Origin of the sequence: Paenibacillus macquariensis (genome assembly GCF_900156375.1) — a bacterium.
Taxonomy (GTDB): Bacteria; Bacillota; Bacilli; order Paenibacillales; family Paenibacillaceae; genus Paenibacillus_AQ; species Paenibacillus_AQ macquariensis.
Genome location: NZ_FTNK01000010.1, coordinates 1 through 19,054, shown reverse-complemented (window position 1 = coordinate 19,054; position 19,054 = coordinate 1). Strand labels below are relative to the sequence as shown.

The following is a 19,054-nucleotide window of genomic DNA, read 5'->3' as shown; positions in this document are numbered from 1 at the left end:
CCAATTGGATATATCTCATGCCTATAACTGTATATTAACCATTTCTATCCTTCATATGACATACACTATCCATGCGTCGTGCATATCGACTGACGGTGGATGGAGAAAGACCATATCTTCTAGCTATTTCCTGATAGGTCGTCGGTAGTCCTACCAATTTGATAGCCCAATATTCAAGCGCTGCTGACCAAGCCTCTGTATGACCGAGCTCAGGCGTATCTGGATAACTTTTATGCAGAAATTCAGTCCATAGATTTTGTATATCATCCTGTTGATCCAAATTCCACGATTGATCCATCATTTGTATCGTCTTATTCACAACCGTGCGTGATGGCTGATCCAAATCTTTAGAAATCTCGGTATCTACCACCTCAGAAGATACCATCTCTTCTTGTGTCGAAAATTCCAATAAAGAGCTTTCTATCCCTAGTCCTTCTAGTACAATCACGGCTGCTTCTTTAAGCTCTACATCTTCTTCCGCATCACGTATGAATGCTTGTAGAACCCGCTTCACCTCTTCATCACCAATCCATGCAAAAGATTGAATAACTTGAAGTTTGGTCGCATGATCTCCATGTCGAAGTGCCCAGAAAAAGGATGACCGTACCAACGGATTATGTTTAACCTCATCGGTTATCCCTTCACCGTTATGTTCCCACGCCTTAAGCTGTTCTTCAAAGGGGAGATGATAATGGTAGTTAATTTTAGGTTGCTGCGTGGTTCCTTCTTGAAAATGCTGAAGCTGAGATAAGTAAAATCTCGCAACATCAGAATCCGAATCAAGCTTTGCCGCAAATCTCCAATTTCGCTCCGCATCAATAAATCGTCCACAGTTGAAAGCAGCTGTAGCTGTGTAGTGATATACACTTGGATCGCTACTCAGCTCCTCATCCTTAAGTAACCGTCGGAAGTGCTGGAAAGCTATCTCATGTTGACCCAAAATTCCCATCGTTGTAGCAAGTTTGAACAGATGCTCTTGATGGAAAGGAACGGTAATCGTAAGTAGTTGTAACAGCGGAAGCAACTGACTTACATCATTCTCATGTTGATAAAAGATAGCCAAGTTACATAACCCATGTAGATTTCCAGGGTCTTGCTCCAATACCTCTTGGATTGTTTGCTTCGCTTTATCAAACAGACCCACATAATAATAAGCAAGCGCTAAATTATTACGAGCCGCTAGGAAATCGCCATAGTTCTCTACAATTTCCTCAAGTAGTTCTACAGCTTGAGCAAATTTACCCTGTTCTAGAAGCGTACGAGCATGCTCATGTTCGATCATTCCTTGACGACTCTTAATCCGAGTTAACTTCGCCGGACGGTCTAACTCATACAGAAGGAGATCCATCATTTCTTCAGCTTCGTGTAGAAACTGACCTTCCGAATCCTCTTCCAGATAAGTGACAAGTGCTTTCTCAGCTTCTTCGAAATTCTCCATATTGGCAAAGTTGTTCGCCATATAGAAATAGCATTCCGTCATAGCCGGATCAATATGCTCGATAATATCGACAAGGACAGAATTGGAACCTTCATAGTCGCCCATCTCTGACATAATGCCGGCCATATTACAATGATTCACCGGATTCTCCGGTTCATACTCTACTGCTTTACTGAAATATTTCAATGCCTTGGCATATTGATTACGTTCTAGCGATTGAACTGCCCTTTCGAAGAAGAAATTCGCATTGAAATGGACAGGTACTATTTTATTGTGTAGGGCCTCAGCCCGTAATTGTTCATCATTCATTGAAGCAAGGCACCTCCTCTTTCCTACTATCCTGTAACCCACATCCTAGTATACCACAAGTTCATGAGTCCTTTTAAGTAGGGAGATTCTTCTTCATGAATACGAAAAAAAGACACCGCACGGTTTACATGCCGGAGTCTTTAAACAATGTCGCGATGGATCCGCCTTCTACAATAATTCGTGTGGCCTGAGCTAACATCGGAGCCACCGATAGTACTTTAACCCGTCCGACATGATCATCAGGAAGTATGATGGAGTCCGTGATCACAACTTCTTTAATATTAGGATGATTCAAGCGTTCTAGGGCAGATCCTGAGAAGAGACCATGTGTAGCACAGACATACACATCCTTCGCTCCACGCTCCTTCAAGCCTTCTACCACATTAATAATGGTCGTCCCTGTATCTATGATATCTTCGATAATGATCGGTGTTCTACCCTCAACATCACCTATCACGTGTGTAATCACGGATTCATTATGAGAAGGTCTTTTCTTAATCATTATCGCGAATGGAGAATCTAGATGATTCGCCAATTTCTCAGCCATTGATGCACGACCAGCGTCTGGAGATACGATAACCGGATTACTAATATTCTTAGATCTCAAGTACTCACTAATGAGATCTAGTGCCGTTAAGTGATCTACAGGTATATTAAAAAAACCTTGAATAGCAGGAGCATGTAAATCCATTGTGATTACTCGATTAGCACCCACAGTAGTCAGAACATCAGCTACCATTTTGGCGGATATCGGTTCACGTGGAGCTGACTTCCGCTCCTGACGTGCGTATCCATAGTACGGAACGATTATGTTTACCGTGCGAGCTGACGCTCTCTTGGCAGCATCGATCATGACAAGCAGTTCTACAAACATCTCATTGATCGGATGTGATAGCGACTGCACGATGAATACATCACAATTGCGGATACTTTCCTCGTAGTTAACATAAATTTCGCCGCTTTTAAAGCGGGAAAGTGTAACATCACCTAATTGTTCGCCCAGCTTACTACAAATATCTTCCGCAAGCTTTGGATTCGAAGAACCGGTAAAAATACGCATCTTGTGTTGCATAGCATCCTCCTGATTTCAAGACTGTAATTAGGCTTGAATTAATCCATATGTAATTGCATTATACAGGATTCTGCTATATTTCAAAAGAAACCTCAGATCTTCTCCGCTCTTTAAACACAGATAGTTGTCGATAACCAACTTCCCATAGGAGAGACCTTGCTTTATCTAAATGTTCTCCAAGTTTTAATGGGTCATGTGCATCCGAACCAATCGTAACCGGGATACCCAACTTAAAAGCTTCCGTTACCATTCGTTTACTTGGAAACATTTCCTCACAAACTTTGGATAAACCAGAAGCATTCAGCTCCATGGCCATCCCACTTTTCCGTACGGCTAGTAGTGTTGAATTCTCTAATGCTTCCACATCAGATGTTAGTTCTGGTGCCGGTTTGTAACCAAAACGTTTAATCACATCCACATGCCCCATAATGTCATAGAATCCTGTTGCCGTGGCTTTCTTAACTGCATCATAATACTGTTCATATACCGCGAGAATATCCTTACTCTCCCAGTGATGCGTCTGACGATGATCACTTATATCCCACTCTCCAAGAAAATGCACCGAACCTATGACATAATCCCAAGGGTATGATGTAACGATACGTTCAATTTCAGCTTCATATCCTTCAATAAAATCGCCTTCGAGTCCTACGCGAACATCAATCTGACCCTTATATCGCTCCTTAAGAGCAAGACACTCCTCAACATAACGAGGAAGTTCGTCCATGGGCATCGCCATTTCCGGATAGTACGTAGCAGGATCGACATGAAGAAGAGGCATATGATCCGATAGACCAATCTGGGATAGACCAATCTCAATCCCTCTAAGAACGTATTCCTCCAGTTCTCCGATTGCATGCCCACAACGGACATGGTGTGTATGGTAATCGATTAGCATGGTCCGAATTCCTCCTTTAATCGCGTCTAGGGCGTTCGCTGCGCAAACTAAGTTCAGCCATAATCTCATCTAACGGTAATTTACGTTCTTCTAATAACACTAGTAAATGATAGATTAGATCACTTATTTCAAGACGTAACTCAGCATTATCTTTATTCTTAGCTGCAATGATCGTCTCAGAAGCCTCTTCCCCTACTTTTTTAAGGATCTTATCGACTCCTTTTTCAAATAAGTACGTCGTATATGCCCCTTCTGGACGTTCTTTCTCACGAGCTGAGATAATCTGTTCTAGCTCTGCTAACACCGCAAAGCGTCGGCTATCTTGGTTGCTTGTCGATGTAAGGTCTTCATTCTTCTCCAGTGGAACATCGTTAAAGAAACATGTCTGCTCGCCTGTGTGACAAGCTGGGCCTTGAGGTTGAACCTGAAGCAATAACGTATCACCATCACAATCGTAGCTTAGTGAACCGATGCGTTGTGTGTTACTAGACGTTGCACCTTTATGCCATAATTCATTTCTGGAACGGCTCCAGAACCACGTTTCTCCACTTTCTATGGAAAGCTTGAGTGACTCCTTATTCATATAAGCCATCATTAATACTTCTTTGGTTGTGATATCTTGAACGATAGCAGGCACAAGTCCCGCTTCATTAAAGCGGATCTTACTCTGTAATTGTTCCCATGTTTCCTCTTGATTTAGCTTGTTACTCATCGTATTTCCACTCCTTTTTGCTTTAAGTCCATTTTCAAATCTTGAATCGTCATTTCTTTATAATGAAAAATAGTTGCAGCTAGTCCCGCGTCAGCCTTACCACTCGTAAATACGTCATGGAAATGTTCTGAGGTTCCCGCTCCACCTGAGGCAATGACAGGGATACCCACAAGTCCAGATACAGCCGAAGTAAGAGGAATGTCGAATCCATCCTTTGTACCATCCGCATCCATACTAGTCAGTAGAATCTCACCCGCTCCTAGAGACTCTGCTTCCTTCACCCATTGCAAAGCGCGAATACCTGATGGTGTACGTCCGCCATGTGTATAGACTTCCCATTCTCCCCAAGCCTGATTATACTTGGCATCTACCGCAACAACGATACACTGTGAACCGAAGCGACGTGCACCTTCTGAGATCAACTGTGGATTCACCACCGCTGCTGTGTTAATACCAATTTTGTCCGCACCAGCTCGTAGAATTCTTTTCATATCATCTACATGCGAGATTCCACCACCGACCGTGAATGGAATGGTAATTTCACCTGCGGTCTGCCGAACGACTTCGATCATCGTTGCGCGACCTTCCATAGAGGCTGAAATATCTAAAAATACGAGTTCGTCTGCGCCTTCTCTGTCATACAGCGCCGCCAGTTCCACCGGATCCCCAGCATCACGTAGATTGACAAAGTTAACGCCCTTTACCACCCGACCATCCTTCACATCCAAACATGGAATGATACGTTTAGCTAGCATATTTCTCTTCCCCTCTACCTTTAAATTCCTTATCTATGCAGTGTACAAGAAAGGGCGCAGGTTGACATCCCACACCCATTCCTTGCTATCCCTGTTTCTTAATCGCTTGTACAGCTGTTTCCAGATCAACACTTCCCGTATACAATGCCTTACCTACGATAGCTCCACCTATACCTTCATAGTGATACGCACTAAGACTAAGAAGATCATCTAAGACTGTAACGCCTCCTGAAGCAATAACGGTACGACCGCTACTCACAGCTAAAGCACGGATAGCCTCAACATTCGGTCCTTGCATCATTCCATCTCGAGAAATATCTGTAAAGATAAACGTTTCTGCCCCTTTAGATGCTAGCTCCTTAGCCAATACTTCTGCTTTAACTTCGGAAGTCTCAAGCCAACCCCGAGTTGCAACATAACCATTTCTTGCATCAATACCAATTGCTATCTTATCTCCATATCTACCCAATACCGCTTCTGTAAAAGGTCGGTCCTCGATAGCTGCAGTACCAATAATAACTCTGCTTACGCCAAGTGCTAATAGTCTTTCTACATCCTCTATCGTACGCAGCCCGCCTCCGACTTGCACCGGTACGTTTGCTCCCTTAGCTATAGCACCAATAATAGCATCATTCACAGGGTGTCCCGCCTTAGCCCCGTCCAGATCCACTAGATGTATGTATGTTCCGCCTTGCTCTTCCCACGCCTTCGCTACTTTCAAAGGACTATCATTATAGATCGTTTCTTGATTGTAATCCCCTTGCACCAGTCTTACACATTTCCCATCACGTATATCAATAGCTGGATAGATGATAAAAGAAGACATCTTCATTAGCCCCACTTTCTTCTCAACCTATATTTATAAATCATTCATGATCATTAGCAATCTCTAAAAACGGACCTCATTCGAAGGTTCACCCGTAAGTTTCAGGAAATTCCGCAACAGGTTCATGCCAAGCTCCCCACTCTTCTCAGGGTGGAACTGCATACCAAAGACGGAATCACGGCCCACAATCGCCGTTACATCATTTCCATAGTCCGTCGTAGCTAGAACATCCGTCTTCACTTCTGGAAGAACATGATAGGAATGTACGAAGTATACATAGCCTTCCACAAGCCCTGCGAATAGAGGACTGTTCTCTTCACGATACTGAAGCTTATTCCATCCCATATGTGGCACTTTGTAGTCGCCACCTGTGAAGCGTACTACCGAACCCGGTAGAATGCCAAGCCCTTCATGCGTGCCATGCTCTTCACTACTGCTGAATAGCAGCTGCATACCGAGGCAGATTCCGAGTAGCGGCTGCTTACCTGCCGCTACCTTCTGCACTGTCGCATCAAGCGAACTCTGCCGTAGATGCTCCATCGCATCGCCGAATGCGCCGACGCCAGGCAAGATCACCCCGTCTGCGGCTAGAATCTCGCCTTCATCGCTACTGATGAGCGCCTCATAGCCAAGTCGCTCAACGGCCTTACTCACACTGTGTAGGTTCCCCATGCCGTAATCCACAATTGCGATTGCCACGTATTACAGCACTCCCTTCGTGGAAGGCACACCTGTCACACGCGGATCAATACTCGTCGCTTCGTCTAGCGCACGTCCTAGCGCTTTAAATACTGCCTCAATCATGTGATGCGTATTCTGTCCGTAATGGACAATGACGTGTAACGTGATACGTGCTTCAAGCGCGAGCTTCCAAAGAAACTCATGTACAAGCTCTGTTGAGAAGCTTCCCACTTGTGATGATGGATATTCTGCACGGTATTCGAAATGAGGGCGATTACTCACATCAATAATGACTTGCGCCAAAGCCTCATCCATCGGTACAAAGACACTAGCATATCGTTTGATTCCCCGCTTATCACCTAGTGCTTCCTGAATGGTCTGTCCTAAGCAAATTCCGATGTCCTCAACCGTGTGGTGATCATCAATCTCAATATCACCTGTAGCTTTTACCTTAAGATCAAATTGTCCATGCTTCGTGAATAAATCCAACATATGATTCAAGAAAGGAACATCCGTCTCCATCTCCGAAATCCCAGTACCGTCTACGCCAAAGGAAAGTGAGATGTTCGTCTCATTCGTCGCGCGACTAACACTTGCCATACGCAAGTTCTCATTAATATTATTGTCCATCATTAACCCTACCTTCCTTTTCAAGCCGAACCTCAATCGCTCGAGCATGACCTTCTAATCCTTCATGACGCGCAAGCTCCATAATCATGGCACCGTTCTGTAATAATGCCTCTTTGCTATAATAGATCATACTCGATTTTTTAATGAAATCATCCACATCTACAGGGGAAGAGAATCTAGCCGTACCATTCGTCGGAATAATATGATTAGGACCCGCGAAGTAGTCACCTACAGGTTCAGAGCTATAAGGACCTAGAAAGATAGCCCCTGCATTCTCTATGCTACCTACATAAGACATAGGATCCTCTACAACGATCTCTAAATGTTCAGGAGCTAACCGATTCACAACGGATATTCCCTCTTCTATAGAATCCACCACAATGATGGCACCATAATTTTCAATCGAAGCACCTGCGATATCTCGACGTGGTAACAAGGCTAACTGCCTTGCCACTTCGACTGAAGTCGCCTCGGCGAACGCTTGGGATGGTGTCACGAGAATGGCTGAGGCCATCTCATCGTGCTCTGCCTGCGACAATAGATCTGCGGCTACATAGGCAGGGTCAGCACTATCGTCGGCCAATACAACGATCTCACTCGGTCCAGCGATGCTGTCTATATCGACGGCTCCATACACTTCACGTTTCGCTAGTGCTACATATATATTTCCTGGTCCACATATTTTATCGACAGGGGCGATACTATCCGTTCCATAAGCCAAGGCCGCAATGGCCTGTGCTCCACCAACACGGTAAATTTCATTCACACCTGCTTCAGCAGCTGCCACAAGGATATAAGGATCAATTCCCTCTTTACCATTGGTCCCCGGTGGTGTGACCATGACGATCTCCGGTACACCAGCCACTTGTGCTGGAATAACATTCATAAGAACAGAGGATGGGTATGCTGCCTTACCACCCGGAACATAGACGCCTACGCGTTTGAGAGGACGAATAATTTGCCCCAAAATACTTCCATCCGGTTGCAGATCCATCCAAGAGTTTCTCTTTTGTCTCATATGGAATGACCGAATATTAGCTGCTGCAGCCGTAATAGCTTTAACAAATGATGGTTCTACATGTTCGTATGCCGCTTTCAATTCTTCAGGCGTAACCCTTAATTGTTCGGAAGAAAGCACCGTCCGATCAAATTTCTCAGTATAACGTAGGAGTGCAGCATCGCCTTCAATTTTGATATCACTTACGATTTGTTTGACAGTCGCATTCTGCCCCGGCGTACCATAATCCACTTCACGTTTCAAATCAAACTCCTGAATCGGTACAATTTTCATCCTCATTCGTTCCTTCCCAATAAGCGTACTCTACTTCACTGTCAAAGCTGTTCTTGTTCTTTAACCTACGTTGTTATCTTATCTATTTTTATTACTTTATCTTTATTTCGGTTACAGGAATCACCTTTTGTAGAAGATCACATAGCTCTTGAATCTGAGTGTTCTTCATGCGATAACTCACACGGTTTGCGATCAGACGACTCGATATTTCAAAAATACTGAGCATTTCCACGAGCCCATTATCCTTCAACGTCTGACCCGTTTCCACCATATCCACAATTCGATCAGCTAATCCAATCAACGGTGCCAGCTCAATCGATCCATTCAGCTTAATAACTTCAACCTGTTGTCCCTGCTCACGGAAATATTGGGATGCAACATTAGGATACTTCGTAGCCACGCGTTGCTGTATACCTGGTTCCCAATTGGGAAGCCCAATGATGGACATCCGACAACGTGCAATTCCAAGGTCCAATAGCTCATACACATCTCTATCCTCTTCAAGCAGAACATCCTTACCTACAATACCAATATCAGCTACCCCATACTCTACATATGTAGGTACATCCACCGGTTTGGCTAGAATGAACTCCATGCCCATCTCTGGTAGTGGAACTACCAATTTGCGTGAATCATCCACATCTAGTGGAATAGCTAGCCCAGCTTGACGAAATAAGGCTGCTGCCTTCGTATAAATACGTCCTTTTGGCATTGCCACCTTTAGTATTTCTCCCACGTGCTTTTCCCCTCCTTATCCTTTAATATGTATCATTTCTTAGTCGTGTAATTAATAACATCACTATATCCTGTTACTTCATTATTTACATTCTGCTCCGCTGATACTGACTTGCCCCCACGGACTAACTCGGTGACAACAATACATCCCTCACTCCGAAGTCTAGCAGCTTCTGCAAGCCCTTCTTGTCTTCGATCTGTATCATACTGGATTAATACTCGCTTTTCTTCTGGATCCTCTATACCGTGTACACCATCTAGAATCCGATTCGTCTTGAGTGCAAATCCCGTTGCAGGAATGGCTCGCCCGAATTGTTGTAATAGATTATCATAACGCCCACCATTACATACCGGAAACCCTAACTCTGACGCGTAACCCTCGAAAGTCATACCTGTATAATAGGAGAAGTCGCCAATCATCGTAAGATCGATCAGTACATGTTCCGACACCCCATAGGCCTCAAGAACTTCCCATACCTTACATAAATGATCAATCGATGCTCTAGCTTGTGGATTAGAACTTAACTTCAATGCTTGCTCACAAATTTCTTTCCCTCCACGCAGCCGCACAATACCGTCAAGAACACTACCCTGTGCTTCCGTTAAATCAAGTTGACGAATGGTATTACGGAATCCCACATAATCACGACGTAAGAGACCTTCCTTCAAAGACTCCTGATCATCATCTCGACCTGGAACAATTTCTTCGAACAACCCGTGGAGGAATCCAACGTGACCCATCGCGATTTTAAAAGAAGACACCCCAGCTGATTTCAACGATTCAATCGCAAGTGCAACCACTTCGGCATCCGCTTCCGCTGAATCATCGCCTACTAATTCAACACCGGTCTGGAAGAACTCAGCTTCTCTACCCGCTTCCTCTTCAATCGTACGGAATACGTTAGCATGATAAGATAAGCGAATCGGTAAAGACTCTTCCTTCAGAAGAGAAGATACTACCCGAGCAATCGGAGCCGTCATATCCGAACGAAGCACTAACGTCGTACCTCGATTATTGAGTAATTTGAACAGTTTCTGGTCTGATGTGGAACTCGCCACACCTACCGTATCGTAATATTCCATCGTTGGAGTCATAATTTGTTGATATCCCCAGCGATCCATACATTCCAACACATTGCGTTCAATCTTACGTAATTTCTTCACGGCGTACGGAAGGTAATCCCGAACACCAGTTGGTTTTTCAAACCCTTTTGGCTTTGACACTATATTCACCTCGACTTAGAGAGTACTATCATTTAACTCGTCAAATACTTTAGTGCGGTAATGATCTACCATGCTACCAAAGTAAAGAATTTCTGCTATTTTAACATGAATAATTCAGTATCGTCAATGGGGAAAATCCCTAAGAACTCAATTCAGTTGATTGCTTCTTAGCCTGTTTGGCGAGCTTCTTTGCTTTTGGCGATAAAGAACGCGGAACATTCCCAAGAAACACCCAAGACCACGAGACTCTTTTGAAATAAAATTGTACAATACCCCAGCTTAGAAATAAGGCTACAAGTAATCCACCCAATATAAAGATAAGATATCCTATAGATTCTGGTGGAATTTGATAACGGAATCGACGATATTGAGCCAGAATAAATGGGTGCAGCAGATATATAGCGAAAGATAACTCTCCCATCCTCATTAGAAGCGCTACCCCTCTTCCAGAAGGCTTTCGGTAAATCACAAATGTAGCATGCAATAGGATTAACGCAGATAACATCGAATGCACATTCCAAATAAGTTCATACCATAGGCTATCGACTGTATCCCCCGTTGTCCGCGTATAATACCACAATTGAACATGAATGAAAGCCAATGCTAACCAACTCACCCAAAGTGCAACCGTCCATAATTTCTGTCCATCCGTCAAATGACCCCATGAGTTCATCAACCATGACTTTATTCTGCCAAAATTAATCGCTATATAAGCACCCATCATATAATAAGCCAAATATGTAATTGCATAACTCCCCTTGTTAAGTAGGTGTAAATTGTACTTATTATACAATACAAACCCCCATTGTAGTGCAATTCCTAAGGGGATAGCCCATTGTACGATCGAACGCTTCGATTGAAGTAATTTCAATATAAATGGAAACAAAATATAGAATTGAATACTAATAAACACAAAGTATAAATGCGTATATGCAGTTCCCGTTAATAAAGCAGTCCGTAGTTCTAGCCATAACTCCATATAGGGCGTACTGTTTAGTTGTCCCAACGTATATTTACTATATACAAAATATGCCGTAGATGCGATAAAATATGGCAAAATAATATATAAAAGCCGACGTCCATAAAACCGAGAAATCAGCCGAATGGTTAATGGACGTTCATAATAGTTATAGAACAGCACAAACGCACTAAGAAAGATAAATGATGAAGTACCATATTTGAAAAAGATATTCATAAAATTATATACATAATAAAATGGCGAGGATAAGGCCTGTACCCCTGCAGCATAAGAAGAGGCATGTACATTAAGAACACCTAATAAGGCTAGAGCGCGGAACACATCCAGCTGAGGCAGACGCTCTTTTTTAATTAAGGTCACAGTAACTTCTCCTTTTGGTAACATATTTCGTCTTATGTGTCCTCTCCAATTCATTTATTTCTCATGACATCAATTAAACTCATTTTGAGGTTATATAACAAAAAGCCCAAAGTCATTCACTCTGGGCTCACTACATTAGATGTTATTATATTTGTATATCTTCATCATTTGACTTGGAAGACTTTAATTCACGTAATGGATTACCGCCTACGAAGGCGTTTGCTGCTACATCCTTATGTACAACAGATCCAGCTGCAATAATAGCACCGTCTCCGATTGTTACCCCTGGTAAAATAGTGGAGTTAGCCCCCACCATCACATTCTTACCAATAATTACATTACCCAGGCGGTATTCTTTAATCAAGTACTCATGCGCCAAAATCGTAGTATTATATCCGATGACTGTATTATCCCCTACCGATATGTTCTCTGGAAAAAAAACATCTACCATCACCATCAGACCAAAGGCGGTATGTTTGCCTACCTTCATCCCTAACATATGGCGGTATATCCAGTTCTTCACTTGAAGGATAGGACAGTAACGAGCCACTTGAATACAGATGAAATTTTTGACCCCTTTCCAGGGACTGACCGTTCTGTAAATCTGCCACAGCGCATTCGGACCTTCCACCGGATATCGGGTTACCTTTCTCACTTCATCTTACTCCTGTTCTACCAAAGGATATAAATCGTTCATGGAATGTAGGATATAGTTCGGATTGTACTCCCTAAGTACATCCTCACCCTTCAGCGACCAAGACACACCTGCTGACCATACACCTGCAGCATTTGCCGCTTGAATATCTACAGGGCTATCTCCAACCATTAAGGTCTTACGAGGATCAGAACCCAGTTCTTTCAATGCTTTAAGGACAGGTTCAGGATGCGGCTTAGGATTCTTCACATCAATCACAGTCACAATAGATTTCATATATTTCAGTAGCCCAAACATCTCCAGCACCTTCAAAGTACCTGGACGATTCTTCGTTGTGACTACACCCATCGTAATTCCCTTACGATGTAACGCCTCAATCACTTCTAACACCTGAGGGAATGGCTGAACCATATCATCATGAACCACTTCACTATAGGTTCTATAGGCTTGAACGAAATGACTCACATCTTCAACACCAGAGAAACTTTGCATCTGTTGCTCCAAGGTCATCCCCATTTTAGGAATGATTTGTTCCCTTGTAAAAGGTGCTGGAGCATGTTTCTCTAACACATGTATAAAGGACGTTATAATAAGCTCATTCGTATCTATAATCGTTCCATCCAGATCAAATAGTATCGTGTCAATCATGCTGTCGATTACTCCTTTTTATCCTCGGTTGGTACCTCTTCTGCATATACAACAGGTTCCGAGGGAATTACCTTCTTCGTTACTTTAGTTGTGGAAGCTACTTCCGGCATCGTATCTACATTTGCTTTTGTGGACACGATAGGGTCCAGATAACGTTCTGTTGCTTTGCCTGATACACGGCGATAAATGATAAACGCCACGGCACCAATAAGAATGAAGATCGGTAACAACTGCGATATTCTTACATTGCCATAGGCAACATCCAAATTACCATACTCAAAGCCCATTGCTTTCATAGGACTCCAAAGTCCGTTTATTAATGAACCCAACCACTCTGGACCTTGAAAAGCTAAACTATCCGTACGTAGTCCTTCAATAAAGAACCTTCCAATGGAGTACCATATTAAATAAGAAAGGAATAGCTCAGCAGCTCGCAAAAACCTCTGCCGACGTAGAACCAATAATATGCCAAGACCTACTAGGTTCCAAAGGGACTCATACAAGAATGTAGGGTGATGGAATACCCCTTGCACATTCATTTGGTTAACAATGAAATCCGGTAAATGTAACTTATTTTGCAAAAACGATTGTTCTACTGGGCCACCATAGGCTTCTTGGTTAACGAAATTTCCCCAGCGTCCAATGATTTGACCAACGATGAGTCCAGGTGCACAAATATCAACGATTCTCCAAAATCTATATCCTTTATGCCGGGTGTAGATGAGTGCAAATATGATCGCCCCGATTAATGCTCCATAGATGGCGATACCGCCATTCCATATTTTGAACACATCCCATAGATTATCTTTATAATCTTCCCATTTGAATGCAACATAATAGATCCGTGCTCCAATAATAGCGGATGGAACTCCCATTAATAATAGATCCATAAAGAACTCTGAAGAAATCCCAAATCGCTTACCTTCTCTAATCGCAAGCATAAGACCCACTAAAGCACCCAATCCTAAGATCAAGCCATACCAGTGAACTTTTAATGATCCAATTGAGATTGCAATCGGATCGAGTAATAACGTTTCCATTGAACCCCTCCTAATCCATATCATCCATATCTTCTGCTATAGTCGCTGTTAACTTGTTTGTGAATTGAAGCGCAGCGTTTAGGCCCATTTTTTTCAATCGATAGTTCATGGCAGCCACTTCAATGATAACTGCAAGATTACGACCAGGACGAACCGGAATCGTCACCAATGGAACATCTGTATCAATAATTCGTGTTGTCTCTTCATCTAATCCAAGACGATCATATTGTTTATCTTGCTGCCAAGCTTCCAGCCTAACGACTAGCGTAATCCGTTTATGATTACGTACAGCACCTGCACCAAACAAAGTCATGGCGTTAATGATACCTACCCCACGTATTTCCAGTAAGTGTCTAATCAATTCAGGAGCAGAACCATGAAGCTGACTATCCGATGTTTGACGAATTTCCACTGCATCATCTGCGACCAGACGATGTCCTCTTTTCACCAACTCCAAGGCTGTCTCACTCTTACCAATACCACTGGTTCCTGTAATGAGCATTCCTACACCATATACATCACACAATACACCATGAATCGTAGTTGTAGGTGCTAACCTTCTCTCCAGAAACCCTGTGATTTTACTGGATAACGTCGTTGTAGACATACTACTGCGTAACACGGGTAGATTCTTCTCATTACTAAGATCAATTAACTCTTGTGGAACTTCAAGTGAGCGAGTGACCACGAAACATGGGGTCAGGTCCGAACAGATTCGACGCATACGTTCTATTTTCTCTTGTGCTGTTAACATCTCAAAGAAAGCTAATTCTGTTTTACCAAGCAATTGAACACGTTCTTGAGGATGGTATTCGAAATAGCCGGCCATTTCTAGTCCAGGTCGATTCAAGTCATCCACGGTAATGGTACGTTTGAGACCATGCTCCCCAGCAATCACTTCTAGCTGAAATTGTTGCACTAATTCAGATACTTTAACATTCTTACCCATGACACATCATCCCTTCATCAAACTACTCTGCATAGATTGAACCAAAGTTTACACTAACCAAACACCATAGATGCTAATCAGATTATCATTATGAGGTTCGTCTTTAGTTCTTTCTATCTATCTATTATTTTTAGACTAATTTCCAAGATATATGACCTTGTGCCAATGTATTCATCGTAATTGAAATCGCTACCGAATGCAATCACTGCCTCTTGATCACTATGCTCAACAATGGATTGGATAATAAATCATAAAAAAAACCGCCCTTGAGGGCGGTTTCTCTATATTCAACAATCGCTATTTATTAATCTTAGATTAGAACATTAAGTTCAGACTCGATGTCGAAGATATGAACTTTGTTCATATCAATAGCCAAACGAACCGTATTACCATCACGAGTAGTAGAACGTCCGTCTACACGAGCAATAACCGTATCTTTACCTAATCCGCTTAAGTATAGCAACATTTCATGTCCAAGGTTCTCAGTAACATCTACAGTTGATGAGAACATTGTATTTGGTGATGCTTCCAAGAATACAGGCTCTTCATGAATATCTTCAGGACGAATGCCCATAATTACTTCTTTACCAATCATTGATTTGTTCTTCAAGATTTGAGCTTTACCACCTGGAACTTCTACATCCAAGCCATCAGCGCGGAAGCGTACAGAACCATTGGATTCACTCAATGTACCTTTGATAAAGTTCATTGTAGGAGATCCGATAAATCCTGCAACGAATAGGTTACTTGGGCTATTGTAAAGCTCTTCTGGTGTAGCTACTTGTTGAAGGATACCATCATACATAACTACGATACGATCACCCATCGTCATTGCTTCTGTTTGGTCATGCGTTACATAGATACAAGTCGTTTCAAGGCGTTTAACCAGTTTAGTGATTTCAGCACGCATTTGTCCACGAAGTTTAGCATCCAAGTTAGAAAGAGGCTCATCCATTAAGAAGACTTGTGGATCACGTACGATTGCGCGTCCTAGAGCTACACGTTGACGTTGTCCACCAGAAAGTGCTTTTGGCTTACGATCAAGTAAGTGTGTAATATCTAGAATTTTAGCTGCATCACGAACTTTTTTGTCGATCTCTTCTTTTTTCACTTTACGAAGTTTCAAACCGAAAGCCATATTTTGATACACACTCATATGAGGATACAAAGCGTAAGATTGGAATACCATCGCGATATCGCGATCTTTAGGAGCTACATCATTTACAACACGGTCTCCAATATAAAGCTTACCATCAGTAATTTCTTCCAGACCAGCGATCATACGAAGAGTTGTGGATTTACCGCAACCAGATGGTCCAACTAGAACCAAAAACTCTTTATCAGCAATATCAAGGTTAATAGCTTCAACTGTTGCTTTATCGGCACCTGCGTATTTCTTTGAAATATTCTCTAAGCGTACTCCAGCCATTATTATTTCCCCCTAAGTGGTATTATTGAAATCGAATACATTTTATAGTCTTATATTACCGAACATCGTCTAGGCTGACTATCCACAAACTGCACAAAAATCCTATTTCCTTTTCGTCACTTTATACAATAGCATTGTGAGTTTTACTAGAACGGCATCACCAAAACTCCGAACATCAAGCCCAGTCTCATTCTTAATCTTATCTAATCGATAGAGAAGCGTATTTCGATGGATATACATTCTCTTTGCCGTCTCACTAACATTACAATCTAGTTGAAAAAAGGTTTCTAATGTCGACAGTGTCTCTGGATCAGTAAACAAAACGGAATGATCCCCTACCTGTTCAAGAAATCGACCACGTTGATTATCTGGAATACTGCTAACGAGGCGTTCTAGCACCAAATGCCACGGTAAATGAATATGCTCTGTAATATGAAAAGTTTTACCTAGAACAATCGTTTCCCTTAGCATGGCAACTGTGCCAGGCAACGTGTTCATTGGATCTATCGAAGGTGCTACAGACAAATGAAACACCCCAACCCATTCACTAGCTACCAATTCATACAAACCTAAAGTGAACGCAGATAATATCTCTTCTTCTGTTTCTTCTACCTCTTCATCCTTGTCATCCATAGATCCGGAGACCAATTCCTTTTGTGCTAAGATCAACCACTCATAATCTTTCAGTGGAATCAGTATAACATCCCCATCGAAATAGCTAACTAACAATCTCTTTAACTGAAAATATGGAATATCAGGTAAATGAACCCCTTCGCACACTAGCAATAAAGGTACCATCTCTGAGACTATACGCTTCTTAATTGAAATATTATCTGGAATATGGCCTTCTAATCTCCCTGACTCTAACTCTGAGTGAAGCCATGAACTTAAATTCTTAACTTCCCTCTCTTCCTCGGCTTGAGGAGATAAAGATTGCTGCATTTGAACCCGCACGTTGCTTAGGATCAATTCCATAAATTGAACTTCCTCTAAACTTAATGCATTCAACTCTCCAGCTAAAACAGACATTCTACCCTCTCTACTATACAGAGGGAACCACACTTCGCCCTCATTCACAACAGAATCCATCAATGTACTATTCTTATAATTAAAAAAAGAGCTAGAATCCTGTTTGCTGAGTTCTTTAATTGTTAGAGGAATACCTACAATTTGCTGTAACTTTTGACGTAATGTCTCCATCTCCATCATGGGCAATCACCTACCACTTTACCTTTTTCTTCATATAGTAACATATTCGGACCTAAAAGAAGAACAAACAAAAAAGCCATCCACCTCTAAAGGTTGATGACTTCTTTGATAACACTACTGATGAGCCATGAAGGATTCGAACCTTCGACACCCTGATTAAAAGTCAGGTGCTCTACCGGCTGAGCTAATGGCTCGTACTAATGGTGGAGGATGATGGATTCGAACCACCGAACTCGTAGAGAGCAGATTTACAGTCTGCCGTGTTTAGCCACTTCACTAATCCTCCGAAATAAAAGGTGGCTCGGAACGGAATCGAACCGCCGACACAAGGATTTTCAGTCCTTTGCTCTACCGACTGAGCTACCGAGCCACATATTGTATTCATAAATAAAAATGGCGGAACCGACGGGATTCGAACCCGCGATCTCCTGCGTGACAGGCAGGCATGTTAGGCCAACTACACCACGGTTCCACACTTTTAAGTAAAAATGGTGCCGTCGAGAGGACTTGAACCCCCAACCTACTGATTACAAGTCAGTTGCTCTACCAGTTGAGCTACAACGGCAAATCTATTCTAGCTTGTTTAAGATAAATATGGTGGAGGCTGAGGGGATCGAACCCCCGACCCTCTGCTTGTAAGGCAGATGCTCTCCCAGCTGAGCTAAGCCTCCTGGGTATTGTAATATGTATGGTAGCGGCGAAGGGGATCGAACCCCCGACCTCACGGGTATGAACCGTACGCTCTAGCCAGCTGAGCTACACCGCCACAATAAACAATACTACATATTCATGAAAAGATTAATGGCGGAGAGAGTGGGATTCGAACCCACGCACCGTTTACACAGTCTAACCCCTTAGCAGAGGGTCCCCTTATAGCCACTTGGGTATCTCTCCAAATCATTCATGAATCAGATGTTTGATCACCTGAAAACTAGATACGAATGAATTTGCAGTTCGAAACTTGCATTTGCTTCTAAAGCCTAAACTTTAGAATATTAGGATAAGCCCTCGACCGATTAGTATTGGTCAGCTCCATGCATTGCTGCACTTCCACCTCCAACCTATCTACCTCGTCGTCTTCAAGGGGTCTTACTAATTGGGAAATCTCATCTTGAGGGGGGCTTCACGCTTAGATGCTTTCAGCGCTTATCCCGTCCGCACGTAGCTACCCAGCTATGCTCCTGGCGGAACAACTGGTACACCAGAGGTGCGTC

Annotated in this window: 18 protein-coding genes, 8 tRNA genes and 1 rRNA gene; all 27 read right to left on the bottom strand. The window is 42.7% G+C overall.

Going from position 1 to position 19,054, the window contains the following annotated elements:
* Positions 1 to 34: 34 nt before the first annotated feature.
* Positions 35 to 1,747 (bottom strand): tetratricopeptide repeat protein, encoded by a 1,713-nt coding sequence (locus BW961_RS17635; RefSeq protein ID WP_068584622.1) that lies wholly within the window; start codon positions 1,745 to 1,747, stop codon positions 35 to 37.
* A 124-nt stretch (positions 1,748 to 1,871) separates the two neighbouring features.
* Positions 1,872 to 2,819 (bottom strand): ribose-phosphate diphosphokinase, encoded by a 948-nt coding sequence (locus tag BW961_RS17630; protein ID WP_068584625.1) that lies wholly within the window; start codon positions 2,817 to 2,819, stop codon positions 1,872 to 1,874.
* A gap of 73 nt (positions 2,820 to 2,892) precedes the next feature.
* Positions 2,893 to 3,717, bottom strand: a complete 825-nt coding sequence (gene hisJ / locus BW961_RS17625; protein WP_068584630.1) for a histidinol-phosphatase HisJ — start codon at positions 3,715 to 3,717, stop codon at positions 2,893 to 2,895.
* Positions 3,718 to 3,733: 16 nt separating this feature from the next.
* Positions 3,734 to 4,429: a bifunctional phosphoribosyl-AMP cyclohydrolase/phosphoribosyl-ATP diphosphatase HisIE gene (gene hisIE, locus BW961_RS17620; RefSeq protein ID WP_068584634.1), complete on the bottom strand. Its 696-nt coding sequence runs from the start codon at positions 4,427 to 4,429 to the stop codon at positions 3,734 to 3,736.
* Positions 4,426 to 5,184: an imidazole glycerol phosphate synthase subunit HisF gene (gene hisF / locus BW961_RS17615; protein ID WP_068584637.1), complete on the bottom strand. Its 759-nt coding sequence runs from the start codon at positions 5,182 to 5,184 to the stop codon at positions 4,426 to 4,428. The genes hisIE and hisF overlap by 4 nt, the downstream gene beginning before the upstream one ends.
* Before the next feature lie 85 nt (positions 5,185 to 5,269).
* Complete coding sequence (gene hisA, locus BW961_RS17610) at positions 5,270 to 6,010, bottom strand: 1-(5-phosphoribosyl)-5-[(5-phosphoribosylamino)methylideneamino]imidazole-4-carboxamide isomerase (protein ID WP_170878578.1); 741 nt, start codon at positions 6,008 to 6,010, stop codon at positions 5,270 to 5,272.
* A 63-nt stretch (positions 6,011 to 6,073) separates the two neighbouring features.
* Positions 6,074 to 6,709, bottom strand: coding sequence for an imidazole glycerol phosphate synthase subunit HisH (gene hisH / locus BW961_RS17605; protein WP_068584641.1), 636 nt, complete (start codon positions 6,707 to 6,709; stop codon positions 6,074 to 6,076).
* A gap of 3 nt (positions 6,710 to 6,712) precedes the next feature.
* Positions 6,713 to 7,321, bottom strand: coding sequence for an imidazoleglycerol-phosphate dehydratase HisB (gene hisB / locus BW961_RS17600; protein WP_068584687.1), 609 nt, complete (start codon positions 7,319 to 7,321; stop codon positions 6,713 to 6,715).
* Complete coding sequence (gene hisD, locus BW961_RS17595) at positions 7,311 to 8,612, bottom strand: histidinol dehydrogenase (RefSeq protein ID WP_068584689.1); 1,302 nt, start codon at positions 8,610 to 8,612, stop codon at positions 7,311 to 7,313. The genes hisB and hisD overlap by 11 nt, the downstream gene beginning before the upstream one ends.
* A 91-nt stretch (positions 8,613 to 8,703) precedes the next feature.
* Entirely contained in the window at positions 8,704 to 9,348 is a 645-nt protein-coding gene (gene hisG / locus BW961_RS17590; protein ID WP_068584644.1) for an ATP phosphoribosyltransferase, read from the bottom strand.
* 32 nt (positions 9,349 to 9,380) lie between these two features.
* Entirely contained in the window at positions 9,381 to 10,571 is a 1,191-nt protein-coding gene (locus BW961_RS17585; RefSeq protein ID WP_068584645.1) for an ATP phosphoribosyltransferase regulatory subunit, read from the bottom strand.
* Positions 10,572 to 10,710: 139 nt separating this feature from the next.
* On the bottom strand, positions 10,711 to 11,910 hold the full coding sequence (locus BW961_RS17580; RefSeq protein ID WP_139331682.1) for an acyltransferase: 1,200 nt from the start codon (positions 11,908 to 11,910) through the stop codon (positions 10,711 to 10,713).
* A gap of 145 nt (positions 11,911 to 12,055) precedes the next feature.
* A complete protein-coding gene (locus tag BW961_RS17575; protein ID WP_068584651.1) occupies positions 12,056 to 12,565 on the bottom strand; it encodes an acyltransferase in 510 nt (169 codons plus the stop codon).
* Positions 12,566 to 12,571: 6 nt separating this feature from the next.
* Positions 12,572 to 13,213, bottom strand: a complete 642-nt coding sequence (gene ppaX, locus BW961_RS17570; protein ID WP_068584655.1) for a pyrophosphatase PpaX — start codon at positions 13,211 to 13,213, stop codon at positions 12,572 to 12,574.
* A gap of 8 nt (positions 13,214 to 13,221) precedes the next feature.
* Positions 13,222 to 14,253: a prolipoprotein diacylglyceryl transferase gene (lgt, locus tag BW961_RS17565; RefSeq protein ID WP_068584659.1), complete on the bottom strand. Its 1,032-nt coding sequence runs from the start codon at positions 14,251 to 14,253 to the stop codon at positions 13,222 to 13,224.
* 10 nt (positions 14,254 to 14,263) lie between these two features.
* Positions 14,264 to 15,202, bottom strand: a complete 939-nt coding sequence (gene hprK / locus BW961_RS17560; protein ID WP_068584662.1) for an HPr(Ser) kinase/phosphatase — start codon at positions 15,200 to 15,202, stop codon at positions 14,264 to 14,266.
* A 310-nt stretch (positions 15,203 to 15,512) separates the two neighbouring features.
* A complete protein-coding gene (locus BW961_RS17555) occupies positions 15,513 to 16,631 on the bottom strand; it encodes an ABC transporter ATP-binding protein (protein WP_068584666.1) in 1,119 nt (372 codons plus the stop codon).
* Between the two features lie 102 nt (positions 16,632 to 16,733).
* Positions 16,734 to 17,840: a PucR family transcriptional regulator gene (locus BW961_RS17550; protein WP_244555987.1), complete on the bottom strand. Its 1,107-nt coding sequence runs from the start codon at positions 17,838 to 17,840 to the stop codon at positions 16,734 to 16,736.
* 121 nt (positions 17,841 to 17,961) lie between these two features.
* Positions 17,962 to 18,034 (bottom strand) — tRNA-Lys (locus BW961_RS17545).
* A 7-nt stretch (positions 18,035 to 18,041) separates the two neighbouring features.
* Positions 18,042 to 18,126: transfer RNA gene (locus BW961_RS17540), tRNA-Tyr, on the bottom strand.
* 11 nt (positions 18,127 to 18,137) lie between these two features.
* Positions 18,138 to 18,210 (bottom strand) — tRNA-Phe (locus BW961_RS17535).
* Between the two features lie 24 nt (positions 18,211 to 18,234).
* Positions 18,235 to 18,312: transfer RNA gene (locus tag BW961_RS17530), tRNA-Asp, on the bottom strand.
* A gap of 17 nt (positions 18,313 to 18,329) precedes the next feature.
* Positions 18,330 to 18,405, bottom strand: a tRNA-Thr gene (locus tag BW961_RS17525).
* 30 nt (positions 18,406 to 18,435) lie between these two features.
* Positions 18,436 to 18,511 (bottom strand) — tRNA-Val (locus tag BW961_RS17520).
* 18 nt (positions 18,512 to 18,529) lie between these two features.
* A tRNA-Met gene (locus tag BW961_RS17515) sits at positions 18,530 to 18,606 on the bottom strand.
* Between the two features lie 36 nt (positions 18,607 to 18,642).
* A tRNA-Ser gene (locus BW961_RS17510) sits at positions 18,643 to 18,734 on the bottom strand.
* A 102-nt stretch (positions 18,735 to 18,836) separates the two neighbouring features.
* Positions 18,837 to 19,054: ribosomal RNA gene (locus BW961_RS17505) — 23S ribosomal RNA — on the bottom strand; the annotation flags it as partial.